A 5,017-nucleotide genomic window follows, 5' to 3' on the forward strand; every position below is an offset into this window, starting at 1 on the left:
GATCGCGGTGGCCACCACGGTGGGCGTCGGTCTCATGGTGGCGAGCTTCCGCGGGACCGTGGTGGCCTGGCTGGAGGCCTCGCTCCAGGCGGATGTCTTCATCTCCCCACCCTCGCTCATTGCCCGGCGGGGGTACTCTCCCTTCGTCCCCGGCCTCGTCGAGCACCTGCGCGCCACGCCCGGCGTCGCCGCGAGCTCCACCATCCGCGTGGTGCAGATGACCGTGGACAGCCTGCCCACGGACCTGCTCGCGGTGGAGTTCGCCCAGGGCCCCGAGCGCCCCTACCGCTTCAAGGAGGGCGAGCCCTCCACCGTGTGGCGAGAGCTCGAGGCGCCCGACACGCTGCTCGTCTCCGAGCCCTTCAGCTTCCACCGGGACGTGCATCGCGGAGACACCGTCCGGCTGCCCACGGACCGGGGGCCCCGGGAGTTTCGCGTGGTGGGAGTGTACTTCGACTATGGCTCGGACGCCGGCACGCTGCTCATGCCGCGCGCGACCTATCATGCGCACTTCGACGATCGGGACGTGAGTGGGCTGGCCCTCTACGCCGCGCCAGGGCAGGACGTCGATGCGCTCGTGGCGCGGGTGCGCGAGCGGGCCGGAGACACGCAGACGCTGAATGTCCATCCCAACCGCGCGCTGCGGGAGGGCTCACTGGAGGTGTTCGACCGCACGTTCACCATCACCCACGTGCTGCGGCTGCTGGCCATCGGCGTGGCGTTCATTGGTGTGCTGAGCGCGCTCATGGCCCTGCAGCTGGAGCGGGCGCGGGAGTTCGCCGTGCTCCGCGCCATGGGACTGACACCCGGCCAGCTCTGGGGCCTCGTCTCGCTCCAGACGGGGCTGCTGGGGCTGCTGGCGGGCCTCTTCGCCGTGCCACTGGGCGTGGCGCTCGCGGCGATCCTCGTCTACGTCATCAACCAGCGCTCCTTCGGGTGGACGCTGCAGCTCGCGGTGACGCCCTCGGTGCTGGGCCAGGCGATGCTCCTCGCGCTGGTGGCCGCCGCGCTCGCCGGGCTGTACCCCGCGTGGCGGATGGCGCGCGCCAATCCGGCGCTGGCGCTGCGGGAGGAGTGAAGGCATGGGCGGCGGAAAGGGGCTGGCGCTCGGAGTGGTGCTGGTGCTGGCGGTGCTCGCCGCGGGCGCCTGGTTCGTCACACGCGAGGCCTCGCCTCCCACGGAGGGGGCCCGGCTCACGGTGGCGGAGGCGCTCGGAGCCCCGGGTGGAACCGAGGGCTACGCGCGCGCTTCCGAGCCGCGCGAGTTCCACTTCCCCGAAGACCATGGCCCTCACCCGGAGTTCCGCACCGAGTGGTGGTACTGGACGGGCCACCTGGAGACAGCCGACGGGCACGCCTTCGGCTACCAGCTCACGCTGTTCCGCAACGCGCTGGCGCCTCGCGAGGCGGAGCGCGCCTCCGAGTGGGGCTCGCGGGAGGTGTACATGGGGCACTTCGCGCTCTCGGACATCGATGCCGGGCGCTTCCATGCCTTCGAGCGCTTCAGCCGCGCGGCGGTGGGGCTCGCGGGCGCCCGCACTCAGCCCTTCCAAGTGTGGCTGGAGCGCTGGAAGGCGGAGGGCGGTGAGGGCGGGGTCTTCCCCATGCGGCTCTCGGCGGAGGCTCGCGGTGTGGCCCTGTCGCTGGTGCTGGAGGAGGGCAAGCCCCCCGTGCTCCAAGGCGACCGAGGGCTGAGCCAGAAGACAGCGGGCGCCGGGAACGCATCCTATTACTACTCGCTCACGCGGATGCCCACGCGCGGCACGGTGACGGTGGACGGGCACACCCATGATGTGACGGGCACCAGCTGGATGGACCGCGAGTGGAGCACGAAGTCGCTCGGAGCGGACCAGGTGGGCTGGGACTGGTTCGCGCTCCAGCTCTCCGATGGCAGCGAGCTCATGCACTACCAGCTCCGGCGCCGGGATGGCTCGGTGGATCCCTTCAGTGCGGGCGTGGACATCCCCGCCCAGGGTGAGGCGGTGCACCTGCCACGCGACGAGGTGCGCATCGAGGTGCTGGACACCTGGCGGAGCCCCCGCAGTGGTACGGAGTACCCGGCACACTGGCGGCTCTCCGTTCCCTCGCGACAGCTCGTCCTCGAGCTCACGCCGGCCCAGGCGGACCAGGAGCTCCCCGTGACGGTGCGCTACTGGGAGGGCGCCGTGCGCATCCAGGGCACACGCGCGGGCCAGCCCCTCACCGGTCGCGGCTACGTGGAGCTGACCGGGTATGGCGAGGCTACTGCCCCTGCTCCATCTCCTCGATGACGGCGCCCGCCTCCTCAGGAGAAACCTCCTTCACGGGCGGCTCAGGCGGCGCAGGCGGCACGGGAGGAGCCTTGGCCACGGAGACGTCCATCTGGGACTCCCCGTCCTCCTCCGAGCGCGGGAGCGCAAACCACAGCTCCCGGGCTCCTTGCAGGGTGTAGCGGCCCGGCTTGAGGGCGTACCGGAGCTCTCCCGCGGGCTGCCCTGTCAGCTGGACTCGTCCCGCCTTCCCAGGGATCGCCAGGACCGCCACGGGGCTCATGGGAATTCCCTGCCGAGGCTGGAACTCCACCGAGTACAGGGTCTCGGGATCGAGCTTCCGGACCGAATAGCGGTTCTCCAGCGACACCTGATGCGCGAAGCGCTTCGACTCCAGCCGGAGACGGGCCACCTGCCGGGTGGTGTTGTCACGCACGTGCAGGGTCAGGCTCCGGTCCACGTTGCGCTCGGAGCTGATGCCCACGAGGACGAAGGCATGCAGCAACCGGCCCTTCGAGAGGACATGAGGCTTGGAGGAGGCCATGAACAGCCGCTCCTCGGCGGGCACTCCCTCTCCCTCCACGAACACGTAGACCTGTCCCGAGCGGGACGACGCCGGGCTCAGGCCTTGCCGCAGATCCTTCTCTGAAATGGGTGCATCCCCCGTGTAGGAGCCGGACGTCCACACCGTGTAGCTCCGCTCGGGGTAGAGCGGCTGCTGGAGCGAGCGAGCCTTCGTGCTGAAGGAGTGCCACTTCTCCTCCAAGGTGAAGTGGGCGGGCACCTCCTCCGTGCCGAGGCGGGAGACAAAGGACACCTCCGCGGTCGGCTCCGGCTGAGGTGCCAGCTGCGGAGGGGGCGGGGGAGGCGGTGGCGGAATCGGCTCCAGGGAGACATCGAGCCGCGGGTCCAGCGTCCCGGCCTCGAAGCGCTGAGTCCAGGTCCGCATGCCCTTCAGGCTCAGCTCCACCGTGTGCGGAGCCCCCCGGGCAATCCCCTCCAGCTTCAGCGGGGTCATCCCCTGGGGCACGCCATCCACGATGACCTGGGCCCCAAGCGGAGAGGAGAACACCTCGAGCGGTGGCGGCCGGAGCCTCCAGGAGATGCCCAGCACGAGCCCCACCAGCACGAGCCCCACCCCTGCGGCGAGCCAGAGGTACCGGGCCTTCGAGCGAGACCGGCCCATGAAGGCATTCGGGACGGTCGCCGTCACCTGCGTCCCCATGGCCTCCGCCGCCCCCAGCTGAGGCACCGTGTCGGAGGGAGGCTCCTGGACCGTGGGCGACACCCCGACCGCCGCGGGGCTCGCCTTCTCCTCCTCCTGAGACAGCTCGCGCCAGCGCTGGGAGGCGCTCCACCGGGCCATCTGCTCCCGGAAGCGCTGCGCGACCTGGGGCGGCCGACCCAGCGCGGTGAGCTCGGGCTCATAGAGCAGGCCCATCATGTGCTTCAGCGTGTGGACTGGAAACAAGGGCGCCCGCGTGGCCAGCCAGTGGGAGAGCTGGTGCTGCAGGGCCTCCGCGCTGGGGATGCGATCCTCGCGCTGGTGCGCCATCGCCTCCTGGAGGATGTCCACCAGTCCGGGCTCCAGCTGGGGGTTGAGCTGGAGCGGCGGGGTGAGCCGCCCCTGGACGATGCGCTGCATCACGGCGAGCTCAGAGCCCTCCGCCGGCAGGCGGCCGCAGAGCATCCGGTAGAGCACCACCCCCACCGCATACACATCCGAGCGGGCATCGATCTCCTGGCCCATCGCCTGCTCGGGGGAGAAGTAGAGGTACTTGCCCTTCACCATCCCCGCCTCGGTCTCCGGGCGCCCCGCGAGCTGGGCCTTGGCGACACCGAAGTCGGAGATCTTCACCTCGCCCTCGTAGCTGATGAGGACGTTGTCCGGGGAGATGTCGCGGTGGACCAGGCCCAGCGAGCGTCCCTTCTCGTCCGTGCGGGTATGGGCGTGGTGCAAGCCCTTGCACATCTCGATGGCGATGTTCACCGCCAGCGGCGCCGGCAGCTGCGCCAGCCCCGTGGTCTGGGCCTTCTTCAGCGCCTTCGAGAGCGGCTGCCCCTCCACCAGCTCCATGGCCAGGAAGTACTCGCCATTCACCTGACCGAAGTCGAAGACCTGGACGATGTTGCCGTGGTTGAGCCCCACCGAGATGCGCGCCTCGTGGATGAACAGCTCCACGAAGGACGGATTCTCGGCATAGACATCCAACACCTTCTTGATGACCACGGGCTTGGTGATGCCCGGCGCGGCCGTGTAGCGCGCACGGTAGACAATGGCCATCCCCCCCATGCCGAGGCGCTCGAGCAGCTCGTACTTCCCAAAGGCAGTGGGGGGGGGGTGGTTCAAGCCAGGGGCATTCTAGCAGCCAAGGCCCCCTCCCTGGTTCGAGTAGATGGAGGCAGAGGGACAGCTGCCCTGCCTCCTCGCTGGACAATCGGTCCTCCTGGCGGGCCCGGAGCCCTGGGAAGGGCTGTCCCACCCCCTCCCCTGCTGCACCTTGAGAGGTGCTCCCGCCACGGGCCGTTCAGCCCATGAACGGGGGCGTCCACCCTTCACAGGAGCGCATCATGGCGATTCTCGGAGATCTCTTTGGCCTGTCCCGACGCCGGAGCTACAGCATGTGGAACCGCGGCCACGGCCGGGGACGCAGCAGCTGGGGCCGGGGGTATGGGCGCGCCCAGGCGCCTGGCTTCTTTGGCAGCTCGATGGGCCGCATGGCAATGGGCGGTCTGGCCGTCTGGCTGGCGCGCGGCTTCATGAACAG

At 70.0% G+C, this 5,017-nt stretch carries 4 protein-coding genes; 3 read left to right on the forward strand and 1 reads right to left on the reverse strand.

The genetic code is table 11. The annotated features are described in order from the left end of the window. Together VD972_RS36495 and VD972_RS36500 are read left to right on the forward strand one after the other, a co-directional pair. On the forward strand, positions 1–1,078 hold a 1,078-nt coding region (locus VD972_RS36495; RefSeq protein WP_324993438.1), incomplete at its 5' end, for an ABC transporter permease. A 4-nt stretch (positions 1,079–1,082) separates the two neighbouring features. Continuing rightward, positions 1,083–2,270, forward strand: a complete 1,188-nt coding sequence (locus tag VD972_RS36500; RefSeq protein ID WP_324993439.1) for a lipocalin-like domain-containing protein — start codon at positions 1,083–1,085, stop codon at positions 2,268–2,270. Here the strand turns inward: VD972_RS36500 and VD972_RS36505 are convergent. Next, positions 2,242–4,599 (reverse strand): serine/threonine-protein kinase, encoded by a 2,358-nt coding sequence (locus VD972_RS36505; RefSeq protein ID WP_324993440.1) that lies wholly within the window; start codon positions 4,597–4,599, stop codon positions 2,242–2,244. The genes VD972_RS36500 and VD972_RS36505 overlap by 29 nt on opposite strands. Positions 4,600–4,820: 221 nt before the next feature. On the opposite strand from VD972_RS36505, the gene VD972_RS36510 reads away from it, so the two are divergent. Continuing rightward, on the forward strand, positions 4,821–5,017 hold a 197-nt coding region (locus VD972_RS36510), incomplete at its 3' end, for a hypothetical protein (RefSeq protein ID WP_324993441.1).

It is taken from the genome of Hyalangium sp., from assembly GCF_035629615.1.
Taxonomy (GTDB): Bacteria; Myxococcota; Myxococcia; order Myxococcales; family Myxococcaceae; genus Hyalangium.

Coding starts and splice junctions, on each gene's coding strand:
- VD972_RS36500 (WP_324993439.1), top strand. CDS start 1,083: ATGGGCGGCGGAAAGGGGCTGGCGCTCGGAGTGGTGCTGGTGCTGGCG.